Consider the following 25,331-nt stretch of genomic DNA (forward strand, 5'->3'; position numbering starts at 1 on the left):
CGGGATTCCCCCCGGACAAGGTCAGAGGAACGTGGCCGCGTGCAGGATGCGGATCATGGTCACCGCCGAATTCGCCGACGACATCGCCGACGCGGCTGTGCCTGCGGCCGCCGCCCAGGCCGCGAGACCGATCCCCGTGCCGACCGGTGGCCAGCTGTGCGCCGTAGGGGCCGGGCGCAGGAGGGCCGCGACACGGCGGGGAACCGGGCCAGGCGCCGCGAGGCCCGCAAGGGTGGGGGCCGGCGCGGCGCGCGGGACGAGAGCGGCCTTGCCGATCGCGCGGGCCACCACGCGGCGGTCGTGCACGGAGCGCGCCGCGTCCTCGTCGGCCCACCGTTCCGTCGAGTACGCCACCGCCGTGCGCAGCGGCAGAAGGAACGGATTGGCCCGCGCCGCCAGGTGCGCCACCAGCAGATGGCGATGGTGCCGGGCCGCCAGATGGGCCCGCTCGTGCGCGAACAGCGCCCTGCGCTCAGGTCCGGTGAGGACGGCGAGCAGCCCGGTCGTGACGACCACCCGATCGCGGTCGCCGCCGGGCAGCGCGTACGCGTACGGCTCCGTGTCCGGCACGACCGCGACGCCCGGCGCGCGAAGGCCGGCGAGCGCCCGCCTGGCCCGGCGCCGCACCAAGTGGTGCCGGACGACGACCCGCGTACAGACCACGAGCACGGCGGCGAGGGCGGGGATCGCGGCCCTGCCCGCCACCTCGTCGTACGGCACGGCCGCCCGCACCTCGGGGTCCGACCAGCCGTCGGGGAGCGGATTCCCGGGCAGTTGGGCCGTGCCGACGACCATGAGGAGCGCCAGGCACAGCGTGCTGCACGAGGCCATGACTCCCGTGACGGCCGTCAGGAGACGGGTCGCGGTGCGCGGGTGGAGATGCTGCTCGGCCAGGCGCGCCACGGGCCACGCCGTCAGTGGCAGCACCAGCGGCAGGAAGACGAAGACGCCCATCGCCCGGCTCAGCCTTCGCCTTCGCCGGGGCCGGGGGCTGCGTCCGGCCGTTCCGCCTGTTCGAGGAGGTCCCGCAGGAGTTGTTCGTCGCCCGGCGGCAGCGCGGTGACGAAGCGCGCGAGGACCGCCTCGCGGTTCGTCTCGCCGTCGAGCACCTTGCGCATCCGCAGGGCGGCGAGCCCCGCCCCGTCGGCGGCCGGTGTCCACAGGAAGGAGCGGCCGTCGCGGACGCGGGTCACCGCGCTCTTCGCGAGGAGGCGCGTCAGGATCGTCACCACGGTCGTGTAGGCGAGGTCGCCGCCGATCCGCTCCTGGACCCACGCCGCCGGCACGGGGCCCGGCGCTTCGCACAGCGCCGTGAGGACCTGGGCCTCCAGCTCGCCCTGGCCCCGGCGCCGCGGCCGCCGGCCGTCGTGTCCGTCCCGCGTCATGTCCCCTCGCCCTCCGTCCCGGCCGTCCCCCGCATGCGGGCGCCACATCCTATTCCGGAGTGCCGCGCGCGCAGGTCAGCCCACGTGGACGCGGGGCCGCAGGGCGGGGTCGGGCTCGGCGCGGCGCAGCACCTCGCGGGTGACCGGCGCGACCTCGCCGTCGCCGAACACCAGGAAGCGCAGCAGATGGCTGACGGGGTGCCCCTCGGTCCAGTTGAAGTACGCGTGCGGCATCTCGCCCGTGCGGGTCCGCAGGCTCATCAGCACGGCCGCGATGGTGTTCGGCACGCCCGCGCCCTGGACGCGCAGGCGGCGTACGCCGTGCTTCTCGTCCCCATGGACCTCCACCGGCGCGGTGAAGTCCGACGAGTCGTGGACGAAGACCTCGAGGAACAGGACGGGCCGCCCGTCCGGGATGTGGGTCTGCTCGCGCTGGCTGTACTCCTTGGCGCGGTACTCGGCCTTCGAGTGCTCGTCGGGCTCGTTCGCGATGATCCGGAGCGGGCCGTGCCCCGCGGCCTCGTCGATGATCCGCGCCGCCGTCGCGTCGAACGTGACGTCGCCCGCCCGCAGTTCGAACGCGCGGTGCACGCGCGACGCGAACGAGGTGAGGAGGATGCCGACGATGAAGAGGAGGGCGATCTTGATGCCGTCGGGCCGCTCGATGACGTTCGTGACGAGCGTGTACCCGAATACGGCGGTGATCGCCCCGAAGCCGATGGTCGCGGCCCGGCGCCCGCGCGAGCGCACCGCGACCGTCGAGGCGAACGACGCCGACAGCATCAGGACGAGGACACCGGTCGCGTACGCGCCGCTCTGGTCGTCGACGTTCGCGTTGAACCAGAGCGTGATGAAGACCGCGATCGCCATGAAGAGGAGCACCAGCGGGCGGACGGCGCGCGTCCACTCCGGGGCCATGCCGTAGCGCGGCAGATAGCGCGGCACGAGGTTGAGGAGCCCCGCGAGTGCGGAGGCGCCGGCGAACCACAGGATGGCGATCGTGGAGACGTCGTACACCGTGCCGAAGCCCTCGCCCAGGTACTGGTGCGCGAGGAACGCGAGGGCGCGGCCGTTGGCCGGGCCGCCGCTCTCGAACGCGGACTGGGGGATGAGGATCGTCGTCGCGAGACTGGAGAGCAGCAGGAAACCGCTCATGATCAGCGCGGCCGTGGTGAGCAGCTTGCGGGTGTCCCGCACCCGTCCCGCGGGCCGCTCGTAGGTGTCCGTGGCATCGCCGCGTACCTGCGGCATCACGGCGACGCCCGTCTCGAAGCCGGACATGCCGAGCGCCAGCTTCGGGAAGACGAGGAGCGCCACGCCGATCATCGCGACGGGCGAGGAGTGCGCGGCGGTCATGGCGTCCCACCAGTTGCCGATCTTCACCGGCTCGGTCAGGACGTGCCAGGCGGCGGTCATGAGTACGACCACGTTCAGCATGAGATAGAGGGCGACGAGCACGACCGCCACCCGTATCGCCTCACGGAATCCCTTGAGGAACACCGCGCCGAGGCCCGCCACCAGGAACAGCGTGATCCAGGTGTTCGCGCCGTCGAGCGAGGCGGGCGCGAAGGGGTTCTCGACGACGTGCGCCGCGGCGTCCGCCGCCGACAGCGTGATCGTGATCATGAAGTCCGTGGCGGCGAACCCGAGCAGCACCAGGACGAACAGCTTCCCCGCCCACCACGGAAGGAGCCGTTCCAGCATCGCGATGGAACCCTCGCCGTGCGGGGACTCCTTGGCGACGCGGCGGTAGACCGGCAGCGCGCCGCCGAGCGTGAGCGCGATCAGGACCAGGGTGGCCAGCGGGGAGAGCAGTCCCGCGGCGAGGGCGGCGATGCCCGGCTGGTAGCCGAGGGTCGAGAAGTAGTCCACGCCCGTCAGGCACATCACCCGCCACCAGGTGTGGCCCTTGTGCTCGGCCGGCGGCGTGCCGTGCGGTCCCGGATGCCGGGCCGTCGTCTCGCTCAGACCCTCGAGGAGCCAGGACCGCCATCGCGGGGACGGCGGCCGGACGGCCGTGCTTTCGGCGCGTTCGGCCTGCGTGCCGGTCATGGGCGGAACTGCTTTCTGTCGTGCCGGTACGGACCCTGGGCGTGCATCCCGCAGGAAGCCGCAGGACAGAACGTCCCGCGACCGCTGCGACGACGAGCGAGTATTCACCACCGCGTGACCCGGGCGACGGGCGGGGGCGAACGAACCCCGGCACGCGGCATACGCTGGCCGGATGCAGGACGAGTACCGCACCGTGGCCCGTGAGGGCGTGCACGAGACCGAGATCAACCGTTCCCGGTTCCTGTGCGCGCTCGCGCCCGCGGCCACCGAACGCGAGGCCCAGGACTTCGTCGCGCGCATCCGCAAGGAGCACCCCACCGCGTCCCACAACTGCTACGCGTACGTCATCGGCGCCGACGCCTCCGTGCAGAAGGCGAGCGACGACGGCGAACCGGGCGGCACGGCGGGTGTCCCCATGCTCCAGATGCTCACGCGCCGCGAGATGCGGTACGTCGTCGCCGTCGTGACCCGCTACTACGGAGGCGTGAAGCTCGGCGCGGGCGGCCTCATCCGCGCCTACGGAGGAGCGGTCGGCGAGGCGCTCGACGCGCTGGGCACTCTCACCCGCCGCCGCTTCCGGCTCGCCACCGTCACCGTCGACCACCAGCGCGCCGGCAAGGTGCAGAACGATCTGCGGTCCACGGGACGTGAGGTGCGTGACGTCCATTACGGGGAGGCGGTCACGATCGAGATCGGTCTGCCGGACGCCGACGTGGACACGTTCCGCGCATGGCTGGCCGATGTCACCGCCGGCACCGCGGAGTTCGAGCTGGGGGGAGAGGCGTACGGGGACGCGTGACCGGCACCGGCGGGCGGGACGCGTGCGGGGCGGAGCAGGTGCCGATACGCGAGTAGCCGCCCGTGATGTCCGACCCGCCCGTTAGTCTCGGGGATCATGAGGCTGCTGCACACTTCCGACTGGCATCTCGGCCGGGCGTTCCACCGGGTGAACATGCTCGGCGCCCAGGCCGAGTTCATCGGTCACCTCGTCGCGACCGTCCGTGAGCGGGACGTCGACGCGGTGGTCGTGTCGGGCGACGTGTACGACCGCGCGGTGCCGCCTCTCGCCGCGGTCGAGCTGTTCGACGACGCCCTGCACCGCCTCGCCGAGCAGGGCATCCCCACGGTGATGATCTCCGGGAACCATGACTCGGCGCGCCGCCTCGGCGTCGGCGCCGGGCTCATCGGCCGCGCCGGCATCCACCTGCGCACCGACCCCGGCGCCTGCGCGACCCCTGTCCTGATCCCCGACGCCTCGGGTGACGTGGCCTTGTACGGACTGCCCTATCTCGAACCGGCGCTGGTGAAGGACGAGTTCGCGGTGTCGAAGCCGGGCCACGAGGCCGTCCTGGCCGCCGCCATGGACCGGGTGCGGGCCGATCTCGCCGAGCGCCCGGCAGGAACCCGGTCCGTCGTTCTCGCGCACGCCTTCGTCACCGGCGGCGAGGCCAGCGACAGCGAGCGCGACATCACTGTCGGCGGAGTCGCCGCCGTCCCCTCCGGTGTCTTCGACGGCGTCGACTATGTGGCGCTCGGCCATCTGCACGGCAGCCAGGTCATCTCCGAGCGCGTGCGCTACTCCGGCTCGCCGCTCCCGTACTCCTTCTCCGAGGCCGACCACCGCAAGAGCATGTGGCTCGTCGACCTGGACGCGGACGGCTTCGCGTCCGCCGAGCGCGTCGACTGCCCGGTCCCCAGGCCGCTCGCCCGGATCCGCGGGGACCTCGCGGACCTGCTCACGCGCCCGGACCTCGCCACGCACGAGGAGGCATGGGTCGAGGCCACCCTCACCGACCCGGTCAGGCCCGACGACCCCATGGCCCGCCTCACCGAGCGGTTCCCGCACACCCTCAGCCTCACCTTCGACCCGCAGCGCGCCCCCGAGGACCCCGACGTCTCGTACGCGCAGCGGCTCAAGGGGCGCGACGACCAGCAGATCGCGGAGGACTTCGTTTCCCACGTGCGCGGCGCCGGACCCGACGAGCGCGAGCGCGCCGTCCTGCGCGAGGCGCTCGACGCCGTACGCATCGACGACACCCGGCGCGAGGTCGCCCGATGAGGCTCCACCGACTGCGGATCACCGCCTTCGGACCCTTCGGCGCAAGCCAGGAAGTCGACTTCGACGACCTGTCGTCGGCGGGCCTCTTCCTGCTCCACGGCCCGACGGGCGCCGGGAAGACCTCCGTCCTCGACGCCGTCTGCTACGCCCTGTACGGCTCGGTGCCCGGCGCCCGGCAGGGCGGCGGCCAGGGCACGTCCCTGCGCAGCGACCACGCCGCGCCCGGTACGCGCACCGAGGTCGCCCTCGACCTCACCGTCGCGGGCCGCCGCCTGGAGCTGACCCGGCAGCCCCCGTGGGAGCGTCCCAAGAAGCGTGGCACGGGCACCACCACGGACAAGGCCCAGAGCTGGCTGCGCGAGTACGACGCCACGGCGGGCACCTGGAAGGACCTCAGCCGCTCCCACCAGGAGATCGGCGAGGAGATCAGCCAGCTCCTCGGCATGAGCAAGGAACAGTTCTGCCAGGTCGTCCTGCTGCCGCAGGGGGACTTCGCGCGGTTCCTGCGGGCCGACGCCGAAGCCCGCGGCAAGCTCCTCGGCCGGCTCTTCGACACCCGGCGCTTCGCCGCGGCCGAGCAGCGGCTCGCCGAGCGGCGCCGCGCCGCCGAGAGCGAAGTGCGCGCGGCGGACGCCGAGTTGCTCGCCGACGCCCACCGTATGCAGCAGGCCGCAGGGAACATAGTCGAACTGCCCGCCACCGACGCCGCGCCCGGCGACCCCGGGCTCGCCGACTCCGTCCTCACCTGGGCCGCCGTCGCCCGCTCCACCACCCGCGAGCGGCTCACCGTCGCGCACCTCGCGCTGACCGCCGCCGACGCGGCCCGCACCGAGGCGCAGCGCGACCTGGCCGGCGTACAGGAAGTGCAGCGGCTGCAGCGGCGGTTCGAGGAGGCGCGGGAGCGGGCCGCTCGGCTCGACGAGCGTGCCGACGAACACCGGCGGGTCCAGGAGCGCATGGCGTGGGGCCGCAAGGCCGAGGCCGTCGCCCCCGCACTCGCGCTGCGCGAGGCCGCGGAAACCGAACACCGCAGGGCCACGAGCGAGGACACACGCGCGCGTGCCGCGCTGCCCGAGTCGTACGACGGCGCCGGCGCGGCGGGCCTCGCGACCGCCGCGCGGAAGGCGGCCGAGGAGCTGGGCGGCCTGGAGTCCGCCCGGCGCGCCGAGCTGCGCCTGACGGAACTCGCCGGGCAGCGCCACGGACTCGACCGCGAGGAGCGCGCCGACGACGAACTGCTCCAGGACGCGGCGAGCTGGCTCGACGGCTGGGACAGCGCCCGGGCCGCGCTCCAGGAAGCCGTCGAGTCCGCGCAGGACGCCGCGACGCGCGCCGAACACCTGGTGGGTCAACTGGAGCCCGCGCAGCAGAAGCTGGAGTCCGCCCGGCGCCGCGACCGGCTCACCGGCGAGGCCGCCGACGCCCGGACCCGCACCCTGCGCGCCCGCGAGGAAGCCGCGGCCGCCCATGAGCACTGGCTCGGCCTCAAGGAACAGCGGCTGAACGGGATCGCGGCCGAGCTGGCCGCGCAGCTCGTCCCCGGCGAGAGCTGCGCGGTGTGCGGGTCCACCGACCACCCCGACCCCATGCGCAAGACCGCGGAGCACGTGGGCCGCGACGCCGAGGAGTCCGCCCTCGCCGCGTACCGCCGCGCGGACGACGCGCGCACCGCGCAGGAGAGCCGGCTCGCCGCAGTGCGCGAGTCGCTCGCCGCCGCGACGGCCGCCGCCGGAGAGGCATCCGCCCTGGAACTCGCCGATGCGGCCGACGAGTTGCGCGCGCGACACGCCGAGGCGCGCGGCCTCGCCTCCGGGCTGCACGCCGCGCGTGAGGCCCTCGGTCAGGCGGAGGGCGAGCACGACCGCAGACTCGCCGCGCAGCAGGAAGCCGCACGTCGCGCCGTCGCCCGCGCCACCCTGCGCGAGAGTGTCGACCGCGAACAGGGCGTCCTGGAGCGTGAGTTGGCCCAGGCGCGCGGGTCGGAGGCCAGTGTGGGTGCGCGCGCCGTGCAGCTGGAACGCCTCGCCGCGCAGCTCACGGCCGCCGCGGACGCCGCCCGGGGCGCCGACGAGGCCGCCAAACGGCTCAAGGACGCGGACGCGCGACTCGCCGACGCGGCCTTCCGCGCCGGGTTCGACACGCCGGAGGCCGCCGGCGCCGCCCTCCTGGACGACGCCCAGCATCGGGAGCTGCAACACCGGCTCGACGCCCGCCAGTCCGAGGAGGCCGCGGTGCGCGCCGTACTCGCCGAGGACGACACCGCGGCGGCGGCCCGGCAGGCGCCCGCCGATGTGGCCGCGGCGCTGTATGCCGCCGAGGCGGCCGACCGACGGGTGCGCGAGGCGGCCTCCGCGCGCGACGACGCGGCCCGCCGCTGCACCGAGATCGACCGGCTCTCGGCCCGCTGCGCCACGGCGGTGCGACGGCTCGCACCGCTGCGCGCCGCGTACGACCGCGTGGCGCGCATGGCAGGCCTCGCGGCTGGGACGTCCGCGGACAACGAGCGCAAGATGCGCCTGGAGTCCTATGTGCTCGCGGCCCGGCTCGAACAGGTCGCGGCCGCCGCGACCGCGCGGCTGGCCCGCATGTCGTCGGGCCGCTACACGCTCGTGCACTCCGACGGCCGTTCGGGGCGCGGCCGTTCGGGCCTCGGCCTGCATGTCGTCGACGCATGGACGGGGCGCGAACGGGACACCGCGACACTCTCCGGCGGCGAGACGTTCTTCGCGTCGCTCGCCCTCGCCCTCGGCCTCGCGGACGTCGTCACGGACGAGGCGGGCGGCGTCCGCCTCGACACACTCTTCATCGACGAGGGCTTCGGCAGCCTCGACGACCAGACCCTGGACGAGGTGCTCGACGTCCTGGACTCCCTGCGCGAGCGGGACCGCAGCGTCGGCATCGTCAGCCACGTCGCCGACCTGCGGCGCCGGGTGCACGCGCAGCTGGAGATCGTGAAGGGGCGGTCGGGTTCGGTCGTACGGCAGCGGACCTGAGCCACTTTCGGCGGCGGGTCAGTGGCCGAGCGGCCGCCGGGGCAGTGGGGACGAGTAGACCACGCTGGTCGTCACCGAGCCGAGCGCGCCGATCCTGCCGGAGACCTCCTCCAGGTGCTTCATCGAGCGGGCCGCGACCTTGATGACGAAGCAGTCGTCGCCGGTGACGTGGTGCGCCTCCAGGATCTCCGGCGTCACCTCGACGAGGTCGTGGAACGGCTTGTAGTGCCCGTTCGGATAGCGCAGCCGTACGAACGCCAGGATGGGCAGGCCGATCCGCTCGGGGACGACCACCGCCGCGTACCCCGCGATCACCCCGGCCTCCTCGAGGCGCTTCACCCGCTCGGTGACGGCGCTCGCGGACATGGAGACGGCCCGGGCGAGCTCGGCGTAGCTCGCCCGGCCCTCGCGCTGGAGGACGTCGAGGATGCGCCAGTCGGTGGCGTCGGGGGTGTACGGGGATTCACCGGTCATGCGGCAGGAATAGCAGGGACATCCCCGGCAGATCAAGGGTGATGCCGGGGATCGTCACTTCAGGAAGATCGTCAGGGACCATAGATTTCTGGTCGAGGGCGGCACGGTCGTGCGGCCCGCAGCGATCCGCCCGGGAGGCCGACATCATGACCGCGACCACCACCGTCACCCCCAACTCCGTGCTCCGTGTGCCCCCGGCGTCCCCCGCCGCAGCCGCCGCACACTTCGGCGCGAGCCTCGCCTTCCACGCCGATGTGTCCGACGTCGCCTCGGCGCTCGCCGCGGACGGGGACCCGGGCTTCGTCGTCATCGACACCCGCTCCACCGCCTCGTGGGACCAGGGGCACGTACCCGGCGCGGTCCACCTGCCCACCGCGCTCATCGCCGAGCAGGCCGAACAGCTCCTCGACAGGTCCGTGCCCGTCGTCACGTACTGCTGGGGCCCGGGCTGCAACGGCGCCACGCGCGCCGCTCTCGCCCTCGCCGAACTCGGCTTCCAGGTCAAGGAGATGCTCGGCGGCTTCGAGTACTGGGCGCGGGAGGGCTTCGCCTACGAGACGTGGGAGGGGCCCGCGCAGCGCGACGCCGACCCGCTGACGGCGCCGGTGGACTCGGACGACTGCGGCTGCTGAGCGAGCGCCGGGACGGATGTGCGGGCGGCAGCCGCCAAGTGCCGCCGCCCGCAGTCGGGTTACAGCTGGGACAGCTCGTCCACCAGGTCGTCCAGGCCGAGCGATCCCTGCGAGAGAGCCGCCATGTGCCAGGCCTTCGCGTCGAACGCGTCCCCGTGCCTCGCCTGCGCGCCCGCGCGGCCGAGCAGCCACGCGCGCTCGCCCAGCTTGTAGCCGATCGCCTGCCCGGGGATGGACAGATAGCGGGTCAGCTCGCTCTCCACGAAGTCCGCGGGCCGGCTGCTGTGCGCGCCGAAGAACTCCTGCGCGAGGGCGGGCGTCCATCGCTCGCCCGGGTGGAACGGCGAGTCCGCCGGGATCTCCAGCTCCAGATGCATGCCGATGTCGACGATGACGCGGGTCGCGCGCATCATCTGCGCGTCCAGATATCCGAGCCGCCGCTCGGCGTCCGTGAGGAAGCCCAGCTCGTCCATCAGACGCTCCGCGTACAGCGCCCACCCCTCGGCGTTGGCGCTCACCATGCCGACGCTCGCCTGGTAGCGGGAGAGGCTGTCCGCGACGTGCGTCCACTGCGCGATCTGGAGATGGTGACCGGGTACGCCCTCGTGGTACCAGGTGGAGACCAGGTCGTAGACGGGGAACCGGGTCTGGCCCATCGTCGGCAGCCAGGTGCGCCCCGGCCGCGTGAAGTCCTCCGACGGCGCCGTGTAGTAGGGCGCCGCGGCGCTGCCCGCCGGGGCGATCATGGACTCCACCTTCCGTACCCGCTCCGCGAGTTCGAAGTGCGTGCCGTCGAGGGCCTCGATCGCCTCGTCCATCACGCCCTGGAGCCAGCGCTGCACCTCCTCCACGCCCTCGATGTGCGTGCCGTGCTCGTCGAGGTGCGCGAGCGCCACCCACGGCGTCGCGGCACCGGGCAGGATCTTCTCCGCCTCGGTCCTCATCTCGCCGAGCAGGCGGTGGTACTCCGCCCAGCCGTACGCGTACGCCTCGTCGAGGTCGAGGTCCGTGCCGTTGTAGTAGCGCGACCAGCGGGCGTACCGCTCGCGGCCCACCGTGTCGGGCGAGCCCTCGATCGCGGGCGCGTACACGTCGCGCATCCAGTCGCGCAGCTCGACCACCGCGGCCGTCGCGGCGCTGCCGGCCTCGTCGAGCTCGGCGCGCAGCGCGTCGGGCCCGTCCGCGGTGAAGTCCTCGAACCAGCCGCGCCCTTCGCCCGCCCACTCGGTGAGCTGCCCGATGAACGTGGCGGTCGGCCGCGGTCCGCCGTGGAGCTTCTTCTCCAGGCCCAGCGACAGCGTCTCGCGGTACCCGGCGAGCGCCCCGGGCACGGCGCGCAGCCGCTCCGCGACGGCCGCCCAGTCCGCGTCCGTCGCGGTCGGCGTGAGGGTGAACACCTCCCGCATGTTGTGGACGGGCCCGCCCAGATTGGTGACGGCCCGCAGGTTCTCCTCGGCGTCGTGCACGGCGATCTCGGCCGTGAGCCGCTCCCGCAGGAGCCGGCCGCAGCGGCGCTCGGCCGCGCTGTCGGCCCCGGGCCTGCGCTCGGCCTCGTCGAGCCGCGCGAGGGTGGCCCGCGCGAGATCGGCGAGGGCCTCCTGGCCGGCCGGTGAGAGGTCGGGCAGCTTGCTGTGGCTCTCGGGCACGCCGAGGTAGGTGCCGGTGACGGGGTCGAGGGCGATGAGATCGTCGACGTAGGTGTCGGCGACTTCGCGCGGGAGCGGTCCGGTGACGGCTGCTGCTGTGGCTGACGAATCTGACATGCCGCCATCGTCGTACGGGGTGGGCGGCCGCGTCATCAAGATTCACCGACGGCGTCGGCGGAGGGGGGCAGCAGCGGGCCGCACTCCCACTGCTGGAAGATCAGCCGCGTCTCGACGCGCGCCACCTCGCGGTGCGCCGTGAACTCGTCGAGTACCAGCCGCTGGAGGTCGGCGGTGTCGCGCACGGCGACATGCACCAAGTAGTCGTCGGGACCCGTCAGATGGAAGACGGACCGCGCTTCCGGCAGCGCCCGGATCCGTTCCACGAACGGGCCGACCAGCTCGCGCCGGTGCGGTCGCACCTGCACCGAGAGCAGCGCCTGGAGCCCGCGGCCCAGCTTCGCCGGGTCGAGGCGCAGCTGATGCCCGAGGATCACGCCGGACCGGCGCAGCCGCGTCACGCGGTCGAGGCAGGTGGACGGCGCGACGCCGACCTGCTCGGCGAGGTCCCGGTAGGTGACGCGGGCATCGTTCTGGAGGAGGCGCAGTATGTGCAGATCGACCGGATCAAGTACGACGGAATCAGCCATTGGCCGAACGTAGCACGGGGTTTGTCCGACGAACCCCGGCCGTTGTTCAGGCTGTCGCCCATGGACAACGACCTGTATGCAGGGATGCGCCCGGGCCCCGCCCACGGGCGGGCCCTGGCCACCGAAGCCGTGCACGCCGGCCGCGACGACCTCGCGGGTCTCGGTCTGCACGCCCCGCCCATCGACCTGTCCACCACGTACCCGTCGTACGACAGCCGCGGCGAGGCCGCCCGCATCGACGCGTTCGCGGCGGACGGCGTCGTCGACGAGGGCCCGCCGGTGTACGCACGGCTCGGCAATCCGACCGTAGGCCGCTTCGAGACCGCGCTCGCCCGGCTCGAAGGCACCGAGAGCGCGGTCGCCTTCGCGAGCGGCATGGCGGCCCTGACCGCGGTGCTGCTCGTACGCAGCGGCGCCGGGCTGCGCCATGTCGTCGCCGTCCGGCCGCTGTACGGATGCAGCGACCACCTGCTCACCGCGGGGGCGCTCGGCACCGAGGTGACCTGGGTGGACCCGGCGGGCATCGCGGACGCGATCCGGCCCGACACCGGGCTCGTGATGGTGGAGTCACCCGCCAATCCGACGCTCGCCGAGCTCGATCTGCGGGCCGTGGCCCACTCGTGCGGAACGGTGCCGCTCCTTGCCGACAACACCTTCGCCACGCCGGTCCTCCAGCGGCCCGTCGAGCACGGCGCGCGGCTGGTGCTGCACAGCGCGACCAAGTTCCTCGGCGGGCACGGGGACGTCATGGGCGGCGTCGTGGCCTGCGACGAGGCGTTCGCCCGGCAGCTGCGCCAGGTGCGGTTCGCGACGGGCGGCGTGCTGCATCCGCTCGCCGGATATCTGCTCCTGCGCGGCCTCGCGACGCTGCCGGTGCGCGTCCGGGCGGCGTCGGCGACGGCGGCCGAACTGGCGGCGCGCCTGTCCGGTGACCCGCGGATCGCGCGTGTGCACTATCCGCGGATCGGCGGCGCGATGGTCGCCTTCGAGACCGTGGGCGACCCGCACGAGGTGATCCGCACGGTCCGCCTGGTCACGCCCGCCGTCAGCCTCGGCAGCGTCGACTCGCTCATCCAGCACCCGGCGTCCATCAGCCACCGCATCGTCGACGCAGGCGACCGCAGGTCGGCGGGCGTGAGCGACCGGCTGCTGCGGCTTTCGGTGGGTCTTGAGGACGTCGAGGACCTGTGGGCGGACCTGGATCAGGCACTGGGGGAGCCGGGCGCTGTCACGGGGCGTGCGGCCGAGGCGTGCCTACGGGTGCCGGAGTGACGTAGAGGAGCTTGCCCGGACCGGAGAGAAGCAGGAGGGGACCGGTCCGGGCCGGACAGACGCAGGAGCGGACCGGTCCGGGCCGGCTCGCGCGGAGCCGGTCCCGGCCGGTCCGGACCTCAGCGCCGGTCCGGACCTCAGTGCCGGTCGGCCGGCTCGTACGCCGCGCGGGGCCCCTCGTACGGCAGCCGCGACCTGACCGCAGTCGTCTCCAAGCGCGCCGTGATCACCAGCGTGCCCTCCTCGATCTGGTAGTCGAGGGGCAGTCCGAGGCCGCGCATCGCCGCGACCATCCCGGTGTTGGACGCCTGCGTGACCGCGTACACGCTCTCGCAGCCCGCCTCGACCGCCATCGCCACGAGGCGGCCGAGCAGCTCGGTGCCGATGCCGCGGCGCTGCCAGTCGTCCTCGACGAGCAGCGCGATCTCCGTCTCGTCGCCGTCCCACAGCAGATGCCCGAGGGCGACGATGCGGCCCGACGCGGTCTGCGCGGCGAGCGTGCGGCCGAAGCGGGGGCTGAGCAGGTGGTTGAGGTAGCGGTCCGCGTCGCCGACGGGCCCGTGGTAGCGCTTGCTCAGCGTCGCGCGGGAGCACCGCTCCTGCATCTCCTTGGCCGCCTCCACGTCGTCCGAGTCGGCCCGGCGCACGGTGATCGCCTTGCCCTCGGGGAGCGTCAGGACGTCCTGGCTGCGTGGGATGCGCGGGCCGAGCCGCGCATCGAGCTCGACCAGGGCGCGGGCGCGCGCGAACTCGGTGGGCGTGAACGGCAGATAGGGCCGCTCCACGGTGATCACGCCGCCTTCGGGGGCCCGGAGCCGGATCACGGTCCCTTCGAGCGCCCCCTCCACGGGCGCGCTCTCGGTCCTTCGGCCGCCCATCGTCGTGGCCGGGAGCGACCTGATGGTGCACCGGCCGAGCAACTGGCGTAGGGCGAGAGGGAGTTCAGCTGCGTCCAGGGCCGTGCGCGTGGCGAGACCGAGGATGCGGGTGGGCGCGTCCACGAGGTCGTGGGCGTCGGCCCGCTCGATCCAGGTGCCGGAGCCGCCGGCCAGGGACACGTTCCGGGTGAGTTCGGCGGCGGGCAGGTCCTGCGGCGCGCGCAGCAGGAACTCGTCCACGGTGCCCTCACCCAGGGGGTGCGTCTGGAGGCTCAGGATGTCGACCCGCAGCGGGGCGAGCGCCGTGCACAGCGCCGCGAGCGACCCCGGCTCGTCACGGACCGTCGTCCGCATGCGCCACAGCGCGGTGGCCGTGGCCTCGTTCGTCGCCTGCGGGGCGGCGCCCGCGGGGACCTCTGTGTCGGGCTGTTCCGACTGCCCGGCGTGCTCCGTGGGGAGCCGCCGGGCGTCGGTATCGCCTGTCGGGGGTGCGTGGTTGTGGCGGCGTGCCCACCATGTGTGGAATCCGGCCGTGGCGAGGAGCGCGACCGCCGAGATGGCGAGCAGCGCGGGGCCGTCGGGGCCGTGACCGACGAGGTTCGCCACGGCGTCCGCGACGGCCACGGCCGTGAACAGGGCGGCGAGCTCGACGACGTCGCGCCGCCAGTGGTGGACAGGGCGGCCGTTTTTGGCCCGCCTCACATCAGACATGTCTGGACTCATGCAGCCACTGTGAAGGAACCGTGTTGCGTGATCACGAACGCTTTGTGACCGATGGGTAAAGACTGCTTATGTCCTCTTTGGCTGCCTTGGTCCCCTACTGGCCGACCCGCCCCGGCTGGAGCACCTTGGAGAACAGCACGTCGCCGCCCTGCTGCCGCAGCCGTACCGTCAGCTCGCCGCTGCCGCCGTCGATGTCGACCTCGCCGAAGTACTGAGGGGTCTCCATCGGGGACGTGTTGGCCCGGTCCGGCGCCTTGACGAAGCTCTGCTCGGGGCCGAAGGTGCCGTCCAGCTTCACCGCCTGGAAACCGCCCGCCGCCAGCGGGCCGGAGACGAACTCCCAGAACGGCTCGAAGTCCTGGAACGCGGCGCGCGACGGGTCGTAGTGCTGCGCCGACGTGTAGTGCACGTCCGCCGTGAGCCACAGCGTGCCCGTGATCCGGTCGTGCTTGATGTGGCGCAGCAGCTCGGCGATCTGCAGCTCGCGGCCGAGCGGCGCTCCCGGATCGCCCTGCGCGACGGCCTCGTAGTTCACCTTGCCGTCGGCCACGACCAGGCCGAGCGGCATGTCGGAGGCGATCACCTTCCAGACGGCCCGTGACCGGGACAGCTCACGCTTCAGCCAGGCCAGCTGCCGCGCGCCGAGGATCCCGGTCGCGTCGTCGGGCTGCCGGCCCGGGGAGTTGGCGTTGCGGTACGAGCGCATGTCGAGCACGAACACATCGAGCAGGGGCCCCTGCCGCAGGACCCGGTACACGCGCCCCTCGTCGTCGCCCGGCGCCAGGGTGGAGACAGGGAAGTACTCGCTGAACGCCCGCAGGGACCGCGCGGCGAGGACGTTCGTGTCCTTCTCCGTGTAGCGGGCGTCGTCCAGGATCTGGCCCGGGTACCAGTTGTTGTGGACCTCGTGGTCGTCCCACTGGACGATCGACGGCACCTGCGCGTTGAAGCGTCGCACGTTCTCGTCGAGGAGGTTGTAGCGGAACGCGCCGCGGAACTCGGCCAGCGTCTCGGCGACCTTGGACTTCTCCTCCGTCGTGACGTTCCGCCACACCCGGCCGTCGGGCAGCGTGACGCTGGGCAGGATCGGGCCGTCGGCGTAGATGTTGTCGCCGCTGCACAGGAAGAAGTCCGGGTTGAGGGCGCGCATGTCCTCGTACACGCGATAACCGCCGATGTCCGGGTTGATGCCCCAGCCCTGGCCCGCGATGTCGCCCGACCACAGGAAGCGCACCCCGTCGCGGCGGCCCACGGGGGTGGTGCGGAAGGTGCCGGTGACGGGTTCGCCCGTGCGGCGGGGGTCGTCGGGGTCGGCGAGCACCACGCGGTAGTGGATCTGCTCGCCCGGCGGCAGGCCGCGCAGGCGGGTGGTGCCCGTGAAGTCCGTGCCCGCGCCGATCAGCGGCCCGTGCCACCTGGTGGACCGGCGGAACGACTCCGTCGCGGAGGTCTCCACGATCATGCGGGCGGGCCGGTCGGAGCGCGTCCAGATCAGCCCCGAGTGCGCGCCGACGTCCCCTGCCTGAACACCCCACGCCGCCTTCGGGCGACCCGACAGCGCGAAGGCCGGGGCTGCGGCCGAGCCCACGGCGGGCAGCGCCAGGGCGGCCGAAGCGGCGAGCGAGCCGCGCAGCACCCCGCGGCGGCCGGGCAGAGAACTCGGCGGACGGTGTGACATGAATACGCCTCCAGAAACGGGTTCCGACAGTGCGGTGCCACCACTGCGGGGGCGCCGCGGCGAAGCCACACCTACGGGCTCACCACGGCGCACACGCGAACCCCAAGTGAACAACTGCCCCTGGGGATCGGGGAACCCGGCGCGCTGCGTCGCCTCACATGCCCACGCCGCTGCTCACGCGCGCGTGGCCCTCTCATGAGCCGCGCGCGCCAGGAGACGTACGCCTTCCGCGATCCGGGCCGGCGGCAGATGCGCGTACCCGAGGACCAGCCGCACTCCGCCGTCGCCGCTGTCCGAGGTGCCGTAGTGGCTCAGCGGGCGGACGGTGACCCCGGCCGCCGAGGCCCGTTCGAGGAGCGCCTTCTGCGACCCGTAGCGCTCGGGGAGACAGGCGATGACGTGCAGCCCGGCGGCGATCCCCGTCACCTGAGTGCCCGGCAGATGTTCGTGGAGCGCGGCCACCAGGGTGTCGCGCCGCTCTCGATAGGTGCGCTGGCAGCGCCTCAACTGGCGGTCGTAGTCGCCGCGCTCGATGAAACGGGCCAGGAGAGCCTGGTCGAGGGCGGGGTTGCCGAGGTCCATGTAGCGCTTGCGCTCGACGACCTCGTCGGTCAGACCCGCGGGCACGACCATCCAGCCGAGCCGCAGCCCCGGGGCGAGCGACTTGCTCACCGAGCCCGTGTACGCGACATGCTCCGGGTCGAGCCCCTGGAGCGCTCCTACGGGTGCGCGGTCGTAACGGAAGTCGCCGTCGTAGTCGTCCTCGATGACGAGGCCGTCCACCGACCGTGCCCAGTCGAGGAGTTGAGTGCGGCGCGCCGGTGAGCAGGCGATGCCGGAGGGGAACTGGTGGGACGGCGTGGTCACCACGGAGCGCACCCCCGCGTCCCGCAGCGGCCCGATGGCCGGCCCCTCGCCGTCCAGGGGCAGCGGGGTCGTGCCGACGCCGGCCGAGGCGAACAGTGAACCGAGATCGGGGCTCCCCGGGTCCTCGACGCCCACCGAGCGCTCCCCGCGCGCGTGCAGCACGAATCCGAGCAGCGTCACCGCCTGGGCCACCCCGGAGCAGACGATGATCCGCTCCGGATCGGCGACCACGCCCCGCCGCCGCGCGAGGAGTTCCGCCAGCGCGGTACGCAGCCGGGGGATGCCCCGCGGATCCGGGTAGCCCAGCATGTGGTGCGGCAGTTCGGCCAGCACCCCGCGCTGCGCCGCCGCCCACGCGGCCCTCGGGAACAGCGACAGATCGGGGCTGCCCGCCACGAAGTCGGCGCGCGTGCCCGGCGGACGGGGCGCCAGGTCCCTCACTCCGGCCGCCGCCGCGGCGCGCACCGCCCCGCCCACCCAGGTCCCCGCGCCGCGCCCGCTGCGCAGATACCCCTCGGCGGTCAACTGCTCGTACGCCTCGGTGATCAGCCCGCGCGAGACGCCCAGATCCGCCGCGAGATCGCGGCTCGACGGCATCCGTGTCCCGGGCGCGAGCCGCCCCGACCTGACGGCGTCCCGCAGTGCGGCCTGGAGACCGCGGCCACGCGCGCGTGCGGGCGCCGATGCGGCGGGAAGCAGTAACTCCCAGGCAGCGGACGATGGTTGGCCGCCACCGTCCGCCGTACGCGGATTGGTCCCCGATGACGTCATGAACGTGGACCTTAATCCGGGCCGCCGCCTTCCCTAGCGTCAGGGCCATGAACGCGCACTCGATCCGAGGGGCCCTGCCGGCCGCCCTCGCCTGCGTCCTCGTCGGCGCCTCCTTCACCGCCAACAGCGTCCTCGGGGACTACCCCTACGCAGGCGGCCAGTTCGTCCGGTACGCCCTCGCCTGCCTGCTTCTGCTGCCGCTCCTCGGCCGGGGCGGCACGGCGCCGCTGCGCCACCTCACCGGCCGCCGATGGGGGCGTCTCGCCCTGCTTGCGGCCGTCGGGATGGTCGGCTTCAACCTCGCGGTGCTCGCCGCCGAGCGCAGCGCCGAACCGGCCGTCCCCGGAGTCTTCGTCGGATGCGCCCCGGTCGTCGTGGCAGTGCTCGTACCCGTGCTCGCGGGCCGTCGGCCCCAACGGGCCGTCCTCTACGGGGCGTTGCTGGTCGCCGTCGGCGCGTTCACCGTCCAGGGCTGGGGGCGCACGGACACGGCCGGCCTCCTGTTCTCCGTAGGAGCCCTCATCGGGGAGGTCGGTTTCGCCGTCCTCGCGGTGCCGGTGCTGCGGCCCCTCGGCCCGAAGCTGCTGTCCTGCACGGTCTGCGGCGTCGCCGCCCTGGAGTCGGCCCTCGTCGGCGCGGTGCTCGACGGCACGCACATGCTCCGCGTACCCGATGCCACCGAGGCGACGGCCCTGCTGTGGCAGGCCGCCGTCGTCACGGTGATCGGCTTCGTGTGCTGGTACATCGGCATGCAGCGCATCGGCGCCGAGCGCGCCACCCTGTTCTCCGGGCTCATCCCTGTGGCGGCGGCGTGCACCGCGCCGGTCGTCGGCACCGGGACGTACGGCGTCGCGCAGGCCGTCGGCAGCGCCCTCGTCGGCTCCGGAGTGGCGCTGGGCTCCGGCGTGTTCGGCGCGCGGTCAGCGGCTGGTGTCCAGGATGACGCGGGAGACGAGCGCCGGGTCGTCGCTCATGGGGACGTGACCGCAGCCGGGCAGCCGCACGAGGCGGGCTCCGGGAACGGCGTGCTTGGCCCTGATGCCCTGGCGGCGCAGGAGCAGCCGGTCGCGGGTGCCCCAGGCGACGGTCACCGGGATGTCCGGCACGTCGTCCGTGAACTGCACGTCCAGGCCCGCGGCGAGGGTCTGCGCGAACCCGGGGGCGTGGCGCAGGGCCAGGGTCTCCGCGACGACCGCATCGGGTGAACGGCGGCCGGGGCGGGCGTAGATGGTGCTCGTCAGGGCCGCCCGGCCCGCGGCCGACCGGGACAGCCGCTCGATCGCGGGAACGGGCAGCGTCCGCGCCCCCTGCCGCATCGCGCGCAGCGTGCCGAACGCGTAGCGGCGCTCGGCCTGCGACCAGAACCCGCCGGGCGACAGCGCGGTGACCGACCGCACGAGCTTCTCGCGGCCGAGCTCCAGGGCCAGCAGACCGCCCAGGGAATTGCCCGCCACGTGCGGCCGCTCGATGCCGAGGGCCGCGCAGAGCGAGCCGAGCGTCGCCGCCACCGTCGGCAGGTCGTAGGGGACGCCGTCGGGCAGCGCGGGAGAGGCGCCGAAGCCCGGCAGGTCGATGGCGATCACGTCGCGTTCGGCGGCCAGGACCGGGATCACGGGGGCCCAGGCCTGCCAGTGGTGGCCGATCCCGTGCAGGAGAAGCAGGGGCTCCCCGGTGCCCACGCGTTCGTACGCGACGGTCACCTCGCGGGGGCCATCGGGGGTTTCGATGCTGAAGGACACCTCTGTGGCCATGTCGCTCCCTGTCCCCGACGCCGGCGCGACGGTTCCTTAGACTGCTTGTCAGCAACAATTACCGCTCAGTAGCTCCCAGTTCAAGGGGGACGGGGGAGCGAAGCCCGACGCGGAGCCGTTTGTGGTCACCGACGCACCGATTCCACCTGGACACGTGCCGCCGCGTCCGTTGGGATGGAGGGGTGGCAACCGACACCGTGATTGAGGTCTTCGAAGAACACCGGCCGGTCCTGATGGGGGTCGCCTATCGCATGCTGGGCCGCGTGGCCGACGCCGAGGACGTCGTCCAGGACGCCTGGCTGCGCTGGGCGCAGGCCGACCGCGACGAGGTGCGCGAACCACGCGCCTATCTCGTCCGCGTCGCCACCCGCCTGGCCATCGACCGGCTGCGGCAGGCGCAGACCCGGCGCGAGGCGTACGTGGGTCCCTGGCTGCCGGAGCCGCTGGTCACCGACTTCGGGCCGACCGCGCCCGACACCGCGGAGGCGGCCGTACTCGCCGAGTCGGTGTCGCTCGCCGTCCTCGTCGTCCTGGAGTCCCTCTCGCCTCTGGAGCGCGCCGTGTTCGTGCTCCGCGAGGCGTTCGGGTTCCCGTTCGCCGAGATCGCCACCACGCTCGAGCGCAGCGAGTCCGCCGTGCGCCAGCTCGCGGGACGTGCCCGCAAGCACGTGGACGAGCGCCGGCCGCGCTTCGACGTCGACCCCGTCGAGCAGCGCGACCTCACCGAGCGCTTCCTCGCTGCCGCGACGGGCGGGGACCTGGAGGGCCTGATGGCGCTCCTCGCGCCCGACGCCCGCCTCGTCGGCGACAGCGGCGGCAAGTCCAAGGCGCCGCTGCGCGTCATCGAGTCCGCCGACAAGGTGGGCCGCTTCCTGCTCGGCGTCGCCAAGGGCGGCGGCACCGGATTCACCTTCCGGATCGTCGAGCTCAACGGAGGTCCGGCCGTGCTCGTCCTCGTCGACGGCAAGCCGGACAGTGTCTTCCAGGTGGATGTCGCCGACGGCCAGGTGCAGTGCGTCTACATCGCGCGCAACCCGGACAAGCTCGTGTCGCTCGCCTGACGTCCCCTCCGCGCCGTCCGCCGTCACCGAGAGCCCCCGCCGACCGGGTGGGGGCTCTCGTCGTTTCGCGAACGTGGCGTGAACGCTCTGCGGACCGCCATGAACGCTCTGTGGCAGAGCACCCGCGGGCCACGGAGCGGACCAAGGATTGGTCTTGACCAAGTCGGAGGGCGGGCCTACCCTCGCAGAGATAGTGCAGGAACCTTTAATAAACAAGGGCGCTAAACGCAGCAGGGACACGGCGATTGCGGAGGACAGGGTGGGGACCACGCAGTTGGAAACGGCGCCGGAGCCGAAGTACTGGCACCTCAAGACCGTGCTGACCGAGGCACTCGACTCCGAGTTCGCCGTGGGAGAGATCCTGCCGAACGAGCGGGACCTCGCGGCCCGCTTCGGAGTCGCCCGTGCCACGCTCAGGCAGGCGCTCGAACAGCTCGAACTCGAAGGCAGGCTCCAGCGCCGCCGTGGCGTGGGCACCACCGTCGCGCCGCCCCGTGTGGGCGTGGCGGTCGACTCGTCCGACGACCAGGAGTGGCCCGGCGACGCCGACGGCGATGCCTGGCAGGCTGTCGACAGCGAGCTCGCGGTGCCGCCGGCGGCCGTGGCCCGCATCCTCGGCACCGCGCCCGACGAGCGCGTCCACCGGGTGCGCCGTACGCGCGTGTCGCACGGCCAGCCCGTCGCTGCCGAGCTGCTGTACGTACCGTCGTCGTCCGTGCCCGAACTCTCCGCCATAGACGCCCCGTCGGGGCCCTCACGCGCGCGTTCCGTGCTGCGTGAGCTGCGGCGGCTCGGGCTCGAAGGCCAGGACCGCGCCGTCGAGCTGGGCTCGGCCCGTGCCGACGACGCGAAGGAGCTCGACCGGCTGCCGGGTGCGCCCGTTCTCGTCGTCACGACCCGGTTCTTCAGCGAGGGCGAGACGGCCGCGGTCTCCGTGGCCACCTACCGCGCCGACACCTGCCGCCTCACCTTCGGCGACTCGGGCGGTGTCGAGATCCACCACGGCCCGGACCGACGCGCCTCCTGACTCGCGCACGCTGCAATCCGGGCGCCGCACTCCGCGCACGCCGAGCGCGCCGCAATCCGTATAGGCCCACCGTGATCTTTCACGGTGGGCCCTCGGTGTCTGGTGCGTTTCCGGCTAGCGGCGCGCCGTGACCGTTCCCTCGACGGCGAACAGCTGTTCCTCGACATGATCCAGCGCGAGCCGCAACGCCCCGGTCGCGACCGCCGCCTCGCCCAGAACGGACAGGGCCACGCGCGGCGGCCGCAGGCAGTAGCGGGCCAACTCCCGGCGCAGCGGCTCCAGTACGCCGTCCAGGCCGGCCGCCCAGCCGCCCACGACGACCAGTTCCGGATCGAGGGCGAGCACCAGCGCCGCCACGTCGTGCACCAGCCGCTGGAGGAACCGGTCGACGGCCGCGCCCGCCCGCTCGTCGCCCTGGCGCGCGAGAGCGAAGACCTGCGCCACGGCCTGCTCGTCGAGCGGGTGCAGAGGCTCGTCCGTCGTCGAGAGCAACGTCTCGGGACGCACCTCGCGCCCCAGGAGATGCAGCGCCCCGATCTCCCCGGCCGCGCCGCCGTACCCGCGGTGCAGCCGGCCACCGATCAGTGCGCCCGCGCCCGGGCTGAGCCCCGCCAGCACGAACACGATGTCGTCGGACTCGGTCGCCGCGCCCTTCCAGTGCTCGGCCACCGCCGCCGCGTTCGCGTCGTTCTCCACGAGGACCGGGCACTTGAAGGAGCGCCGCAGCCGTTCGCCCAGCTGAAGCCCCGTCCACTCCGGCAGGGCGGTGCCGAGGCGCACGGTGCCGTCGGCCTCCACGATGCCGGGGCTGCCCACGCCGACCGCCCGCAGCGAGTTACGGGCGACGCCCGCGCGGCGCAGCAGGTCCGCGACCGCGGTCCGCAGCCGCTCGATGCGCTCGTCGGCCGGAGCGGTCTCGTCGACGTCCTTCGCGGCCGTGCCGAGCACCTTGCCGTCCAGGTCCGACAGGACCGCGGCCACGCGGTGCGGGCCGATCTCCAGACCGAGCAGATGCCCCGCCTCGGCCCGGAAGCGGAACCGGCGCGCGGGCCGCCCCTGGCGCCGCGTCCCGCTGTCGTCGACGGCCGTCTCCACGACGAGCCCCGCCGCGATGAGCCCCTCGACGACGCCCTCGACCGTGGGCCGGGACAGCCCGGTGACCCGGGTGATCTCGGTGAGCGTCGCAAGATCCGTGGCGCGCAGGGCATGCAGCACCACCGCGGAGTTGATCCGCCGTAGCAGAGAGGGGTCCCCGCCGGTCAGCCGCCCCAACGTCCGTCCTCCCAGCTCGCGCGCGTGTTGGGCGGATCGTACTCGCCGCGGCGGACACCGGCGAGCGCGGGTGCACTTCTGTGTCCCGGGACGCTCAGCCGGGCGGGATGAAGGGGCGCTCAGCCGGGCGAGACGAAACCGGATTCGTAGGCGGCGATGACGGCCTGCGTCCGGTCCCGCGCCCCGAGCTTGGCGAGGACGGCGCTCACATGCGACTTGACCGTCTCCGTGCCCACGACGAGGTGGCCGGCGATCTCGGAGTTGGACAGGCCCCGAGTCATGAGGCGCAGTACGTCCGCCTCCCGCTCCGTGAGCGCCGCGCGGTCCATCGCTTCCCGCGCCGACGTGTTGCCGTACTCGGCCGCGAGGCGCCGCACGGCCGCGGGAAACAGCAGCGAATCGCCCTCGGCCACGAGTCGGACCGCGTTCACGATCTCGGCCGGCCGCGAACGCTTCAACAGGAACCCGTCGGCGCCCGCCCGCAGCGCCCCGTACACGTACTCGTCGTTCTCGAACGTCGTGATCACGAGGATCTTGGGCGGTTCGGACACACTGCGCAGCACTGCGCGCGTGGCCTCGATGCCGTCCAGGAGAGGCATGCGCACATCCATGGCGACCACGTCCGGACGCAGCTGCCGGACGAGCGGGATCACGGCGGCGCCGTCGGCCGCCTCGCCCACGACCTCGATGTCCGGCTGCGCCGAAAGCACGGCGCGCAACCCCGCGCGGACCAGCGGTTCATCGTCGACAAGGAGCACGGTGAGCGGCATCCGGACAGCCTAGGGGAGCGGTCGGGGCATACGTGGGGACGGGTTCAGCCGAGCGGTAGCTCGACGTGCACCCGCCACTGCCCCTCGTCGGGACCCGTCCGCGCCCGTCCGCCGAGAAGCGCCGCCCTCTCGCGGATCCCCCGCAAACCGCTGCCGGTCCCGCTGCTCTGGCCGTTCACCGGCGCGCCCACGGGAAGCGGATTGCGTACGTCGAGCCACAGGCGGGCGTCGTCGACCGTGACGGCGACCCGGATCGGAACGGCCCCCGAGTGGCGCAGGACGTTCGTCAGCGCCTCCTGAAGGATGCGGTAGCCCTCTCTGGAGACGGGACCGGGCACCGTGTCCAGCGCGCCGAGTACCTCCGCGTCGACCTCGGCTCCCGAGGCGCGCGCCGAGTCCAGAAGACGGTCCGCCTCCGTGAGCGTGGGACGGCGGCTCGCGGGCTGCTCCGACTCGCGCAGCACCAACAGGACCCGCTCCAGGTCCTCCAGGGCCGTCCTGCCCGTCTCCTCGATGGCGTCCAGGGCGCGGTCGGTGAACGCCGGATCGGCGGCGGCTCGCGCCGCGCCGGCCTGCACGACGGCGACGGTCAGCGCGTGCCCGATGGAGTCGTGGAGTTCGCGGGCGATGCGATTGCGTTCGAGCAGCTGCTCGGTGCGCTCCTCCAGGGCGGCCAGGCGCTCCGCCGCGGACGGCCCGAGCAGACCGAGGGCGGCCGAGGCCATCAGGCGCCCTGCGAGCGCGACCACTCCCACAAGCACCAGCGGCGGCACCGGCACGAGCAGCGCATACGCCCAGCCGTGCCCCGGTACGGGGATGAGGGACTCTGCCTCGGCGGGGCCGCCCGACGTGGCGTCGACCAGTTCCAGGGCGAGAGCCATGAACTGGCCGGTCACGAACGCGACCGCGCAGCCGGCCCACAGACGCAGCACCAACCACACCGCGGTCCTGCCCCGGTCGCGCCACGACGCCGACGGCGCCACGGACACCCCCGCCTCCCGTGGACCCGAACCGTCCTCCACGCGCGCGTGCGCACCGGGAAACAGCATCAGGCGGGCCTGGAGACCCTCGGCCCTGCGCACCACGGGGATCACGGCGGCCGCCATGAGGAGCGGCACCGGAATCAACAGCATCAGGGCCCACTGCCCGTACCCCGGCCGGGTGAGCCCCGGGTACACCGACCCGCACACCAGGGCGATGATCGCGCCGACGAGCAGATGCAGCCAGCGGGTGTACGTGACCGCGCGGGTCAGCGGCGCGAGGAGGCGGGACATGCCGCCATCGTGCCAGCGGTGCGGGCGCGAACGGCTCCCCCTCATGGGGGAGACGCTCTCCACGCCCGGGGGAGGACCCGGCGGGGGCGCGGCCGCAAG

21 protein-coding genes and 1 pseudogene are annotated in these 25,331 nt (G+C 73.4%); 8 read left to right on the forward strand and 14 right to left on the reverse strand.

Annotation, left to right across the window (positions count from 1 at the left end):
• Positions 1 to 21 precede the first annotated feature (21 nt).
• From OG574_RS37730 to OG574_RS37740, 3 genes are all read right to left on the reverse strand, one after another.
• Complete coding sequence (locus tag OG574_RS37730; RefSeq protein ID WP_326776855.1) at positions 22 to 954, reverse strand: M56 family metallopeptidase; 933 nt, start codon at positions 952 to 954, stop codon at positions 22 to 24.
• Between the two features lie 8 nt (positions 955 to 962).
• Positions 963 to 1,385: a BlaI/MecI/CopY family transcriptional regulator gene (locus tag OG574_RS37735; RefSeq protein ID WP_326776856.1), complete on the reverse strand. Its 423-nt coding sequence runs from the start codon at positions 1,383 to 1,385 to the stop codon at positions 963 to 965.
• A gap of 75 nt (positions 1,386 to 1,460) precedes the next feature.
• Complete coding sequence (locus OG574_RS37740) at positions 1,461 to 3,437, reverse strand: amino acid transporter (RefSeq protein ID WP_326776857.1); 1,977 nt, start codon at positions 3,435 to 3,437, stop codon at positions 1,461 to 1,463.
• 172 nt (positions 3,438 to 3,609) lie between these two features.
• Between OG574_RS37740 and OG574_RS37745 the strand changes: the two genes are divergently transcribed.
• From OG574_RS37745 to OG574_RS37755, 3 genes are all read left to right on the forward strand, one after another.
• Complete coding sequence (locus OG574_RS37745) at positions 3,610 to 4,236, forward strand: YigZ family protein (protein WP_326776858.1); 627 nt, start codon at positions 3,610 to 3,612, stop codon at positions 4,234 to 4,236.
• Positions 4,237 to 4,332: 96 nt separating this feature from the next.
• On the forward strand, positions 4,333 to 5,496 hold the full coding sequence (locus OG574_RS37750) for an exonuclease SbcCD subunit D (protein WP_326776859.1): 1,164 nt from the start codon (positions 4,333 to 4,335) through the stop codon (positions 5,494 to 5,496).
• Positions 5,493 to 8,489: an SMC family ATPase gene (locus tag OG574_RS37755; protein WP_326776860.1), complete on the forward strand. Its 2,997-nt coding sequence runs from the start codon at positions 5,493 to 5,495 to the stop codon at positions 8,487 to 8,489. Before OG574_RS37750 ends, OG574_RS37755 begins: the two co-directional genes overlap by 4 nt.
• Before the next feature lie 18 nt (positions 8,490 to 8,507).
• Here the strand turns inward: OG574_RS37755 and OG574_RS37760 are convergent, their stop codons facing one another.
• Positions 8,508 to 8,963: an Lrp/AsnC family transcriptional regulator gene (locus tag OG574_RS37760; protein ID WP_116500112.1), complete on the reverse strand. Its 456-nt coding sequence runs from the start codon at positions 8,961 to 8,963 to the stop codon at positions 8,508 to 8,510.
• Positions 8,953 to 9,132 carry a hypothetical protein gene (locus OG574_RS37765; protein ID WP_326776861.1) on the reverse strand — a complete coding sequence of 60 codons (180 nt, stop codon included), beginning with the start codon at positions 9,130 to 9,132 and terminating at the stop codon, positions 8,953 to 8,955. The genes OG574_RS37760 and OG574_RS37765 overlap by 11 nt, the downstream gene beginning before the upstream one ends.
• Here OG574_RS37765 and OG574_RS37770 point away from each other — a divergent pair.
• A complete protein-coding gene (locus tag OG574_RS37770) occupies positions 9,110 to 9,595 on the forward strand; it encodes a rhodanese-like domain-containing protein (protein ID WP_326776862.1) in 486 nt (161 codons plus the stop codon). The genes OG574_RS37765 and OG574_RS37770 overlap by 23 nt on opposite strands.
• Positions 9,596 to 9,654: 59 nt before the next feature.
• On the opposite strand, the gene OG574_RS37775 is transcribed toward OG574_RS37770, so the two are convergent.
• Positions 9,655 to 11,358, reverse strand: coding sequence for a DUF885 domain-containing protein (locus OG574_RS37775; RefSeq protein ID WP_326776863.1), 1,704 nt, complete (start codon positions 11,356 to 11,358; stop codon positions 9,655 to 9,657).
• Between the two features lie 35 nt (positions 11,359 to 11,393).
• Complete coding sequence (locus OG574_RS37780) at positions 11,394 to 11,888, reverse strand: Lrp/AsnC family transcriptional regulator (protein WP_100597576.1); 495 nt, start codon at positions 11,886 to 11,888, stop codon at positions 11,394 to 11,396.
• Positions 11,889 to 11,948: 60 nt separating this feature from the next.
• Here OG574_RS37780 and OG574_RS37785 point away from each other — a divergent pair, with 60 nt between their 5' ends.
• Entirely contained in the window at positions 11,949 to 13,160 is a 1,212-nt protein-coding gene (locus OG574_RS37785; protein WP_326776864.1) for a trans-sulfuration enzyme family protein, read from the forward strand.
• 137 nt (positions 13,161 to 13,297) lie between these two features.
• On the opposite strand, the gene OG574_RS37790 is transcribed toward OG574_RS37785, so the two are convergent.
• From OG574_RS37790 to pdxR, 3 genes are all read right to left on the reverse strand, one after another.
• Positions 13,298 to 14,749 carry a GNAT family N-acetyltransferase gene (locus OG574_RS37790; RefSeq protein WP_326776865.1) on the reverse strand — a complete coding sequence of 484 codons (1,452 nt, stop codon included), beginning with the start codon at positions 14,747 to 14,749 and terminating at the stop codon, positions 13,298 to 13,300.
• A gap of 106 nt (positions 14,750 to 14,855) precedes the next feature.
• Entirely contained in the window at positions 14,856 to 16,439 is a 1,584-nt protein-coding gene (locus OG574_RS37795) for an alkaline phosphatase D family protein (RefSeq protein ID WP_326776866.1), read from the reverse strand.
• A 174-nt stretch (positions 16,440 to 16,613) separates the two neighbouring features.
• Positions 16,614 to 18,077 (reverse strand): MocR-like pyridoxine biosynthesis transcription factor PdxR, encoded by a 1,464-nt coding sequence (gene pdxR / locus OG574_RS37800; protein WP_326776867.1) that lies wholly within the window; start codon positions 18,075 to 18,077, stop codon positions 16,614 to 16,616.
• 47 nt (positions 18,078 to 18,124) lie between these two features.
• Between pdxR and OG574_RS52800 the strand changes: the two are divergent.
• Positions 18,125 to 18,529, forward strand: a pseudogene (locus OG574_RS52800) (EamA family transporter); the annotation flags it as partial.
• A gap of 468 nt (positions 18,530 to 18,997) precedes the next feature.
• Here OG574_RS52800 and OG574_RS37810 read toward each other — a convergent pair.
• Positions 18,998 to 19,828 (reverse strand): alpha/beta fold hydrolase, encoded by an 831-nt coding sequence (locus OG574_RS37810; RefSeq protein WP_100597571.1) that lies wholly within the window; start codon positions 19,826 to 19,828, stop codon positions 18,998 to 19,000.
• Positions 19,829 to 20,010: 182 nt separating this feature from the next.
• Between OG574_RS37810 and OG574_RS37815 the strand changes: the two genes are divergently transcribed.
• Together OG574_RS37815 and OG574_RS37820 are read left to right on the forward strand one after the other, a co-directional pair.
• The gene (locus OG574_RS37815) at positions 20,011 to 20,889 is read left to right on the forward strand and encodes an RNA polymerase sigma-70 factor (protein WP_326776868.1); all 879 of its coding nucleotides are present in this window, start codon (positions 20,011 to 20,013) and stop codon (positions 20,887 to 20,889) included.
• Positions 20,890 to 21,148: 259 nt separating this feature from the next.
• Positions 21,149 to 21,916, forward strand: coding sequence for a GntR family transcriptional regulator (locus OG574_RS37820; RefSeq protein ID WP_326776869.1), 768 nt, complete (start codon positions 21,149 to 21,151; stop codon positions 21,914 to 21,916).
• A gap of 114 nt (positions 21,917 to 22,030) precedes the next feature.
• On the opposite strand, the gene OG574_RS37825 is transcribed toward OG574_RS37820, so the two are convergent.
• From OG574_RS37825 to OG574_RS37835, 3 genes are all read right to left on the reverse strand, one after another.
• A complete protein-coding gene (locus OG574_RS37825; RefSeq protein ID WP_100597568.1) occupies positions 22,031 to 23,188 on the reverse strand; it encodes an ROK family transcriptional regulator in 1,158 nt (385 codons plus the stop codon).
• Positions 23,189 to 23,307: 119 nt separating this feature from the next.
• Positions 23,308 to 23,958, reverse strand: coding sequence for a response regulator transcription factor (locus tag OG574_RS37830; protein ID WP_326776870.1), 651 nt, complete (start codon positions 23,956 to 23,958; stop codon positions 23,308 to 23,310).
• A gap of 44 nt (positions 23,959 to 24,002) precedes the next feature.
• Positions 24,003 to 25,232, reverse strand: a complete 1,230-nt coding sequence (locus OG574_RS37835; RefSeq protein ID WP_326776871.1) for a sensor histidine kinase — start codon at positions 25,230 to 25,232, stop codon at positions 24,003 to 24,005.
• Between the last annotated feature and the right edge of the window lie 99 nt (positions 25,233 to 25,331).

Source organism: Streptomyces sp. NBC_01445, assembly GCF_035918235.1.
Lineage (GTDB): Bacteria > Actinomycetota > Actinomycetes > Streptomycetales > Streptomycetaceae > Streptomyces.